This is a genomic window from Campylobacter coli LMG 9860 (assembly GCF_000254135.1).
GTDB classification, from domain to species: domain Bacteria; phylum Campylobacterota; class Campylobacteria; order Campylobacterales; family Campylobacteraceae; genus Campylobacter_D; species Campylobacter_D coli.
The window spans coordinates 1-1370 of the sequence record NZ_AINS01000089.1; the positions used below are offsets into that span (position 1 = coordinate 1).

Annotated in this window: 1 protein-coding gene; it reads right to left on the minus strand. The window is 26.4% G+C overall.

All coding sequences use genetic code 11. The features are described from left to right. Positions 1-51 precede the first annotated feature (51 nt). Entirely contained in the window at positions 52-1251 is a 1200-nt protein-coding gene (locus CCO88_RS08890; protein WP_002840322.1) for a tyrosine-type recombinase/integrase, read from the minus strand. Between the last annotated feature and the right edge of the window lie 119 nt (positions 1252-1370).

The following is a 1370-nucleotide window of genomic DNA, read 5'->3' on the forward strand; positions in this document are numbered from 1 at the left end:
AAAAAACTCAACCCCCCCCCCGAGTGAATGCTTCTTTTAAATATTTGTTTTTCATATTATTCCTTTTAATTTGTCGATATAATCACTCCAATATTGCATTAAGAGTTTTCTATCATTTAGTCTTAAACTTCTATTATAAGTAGCTTTAACATTATTTCTTTCTCGATGATCTAAGCATAACTCTATAACTTCACTATCTTGTCCATGCAAATTTTTAAACTCATAAAGCAAGGTTGAAGCTGTTGTTCTAAAACCATGAAAAACCATTTCATCGCCAAAGCCTAATCTTTTGATGGCTTGATTTAATGTGTTTTCACTCATAGTTTTGGATTTGCTTATATCACTTGGAAAAACATATTTTGAATTGTGGAATGAAAAAGGTTTGATAAATTCAAACAACTTGATTACGCTTTCACTTAATGGTATGATAAAATCTTCACCCCCTTTCATTTTATTTGCAGGTATAATTATTTTTAAATTTTTGAAATCTATTTCACTCCATTCTAAATTTCTGATATTAGCACTTCTTAAAAATAGATATGGGCTGATTTGCAAGGCTACTTTTGTGAATATACTTCCATTATAATTTTCTATTGCTAATAGCAACTCTTTAAATCTTTCTTCTTTTGTGATAGCTCTAAGATTTTGTTTTTTAGGCGAGCCGTAAAGAGCTTTCATGTCCAAAGTTAAAATATTGCTATTTTCTATATATTCTTTATTTATGGCATACATTAACATTTTTTTTAAACCCAAGAAGACTCTTTTTATAGTTTCGAGTTTACCTTCTACATAAAGTTTATCAAGAACAAGAAGTATATCATTTTTGGCAAGTTCATTAATATGTTTGTCTTCGTATTTAGAAATAATATGAGTTTCTAATCTCTTCGATAAATTATAAGAAGTATTATTTTTATAAAAAACTTGACTCCATTCATGAAAAATTTCTTTTACGGTTTTTGATTTTTTTACACCTTTATCTTGAATTTGTTCTTTGGGGTCAATTTTTTGCGCTAACATATCATTAAAAATATTTGCTTTTTCTCTTGCACTTGACAATGTAGTTGTTGGGTATTTTCCTATTTTAATGCTTTGTATTTTTTTGTTTAGCCTATATCTAAAATAAAAAAAGATAATAGTACCTTTTAGCGAATCTTTTGCTTCGATGTAGAGATTTTTGGTGTACGCATCTTTAATGTATGTTCTTTTTTTTACAATTAAAGTTTTAAGTTGCTTATCATTAACAATAATCATTGTTTAATATTCCTATGTTAAAAAGTATATGTTATTTTTGAATTTTAAAATTTAACATACACTATAACATATACTTTTAAAATTGTCAATCCTGATTATTTAAGACAATTTAAGATTAT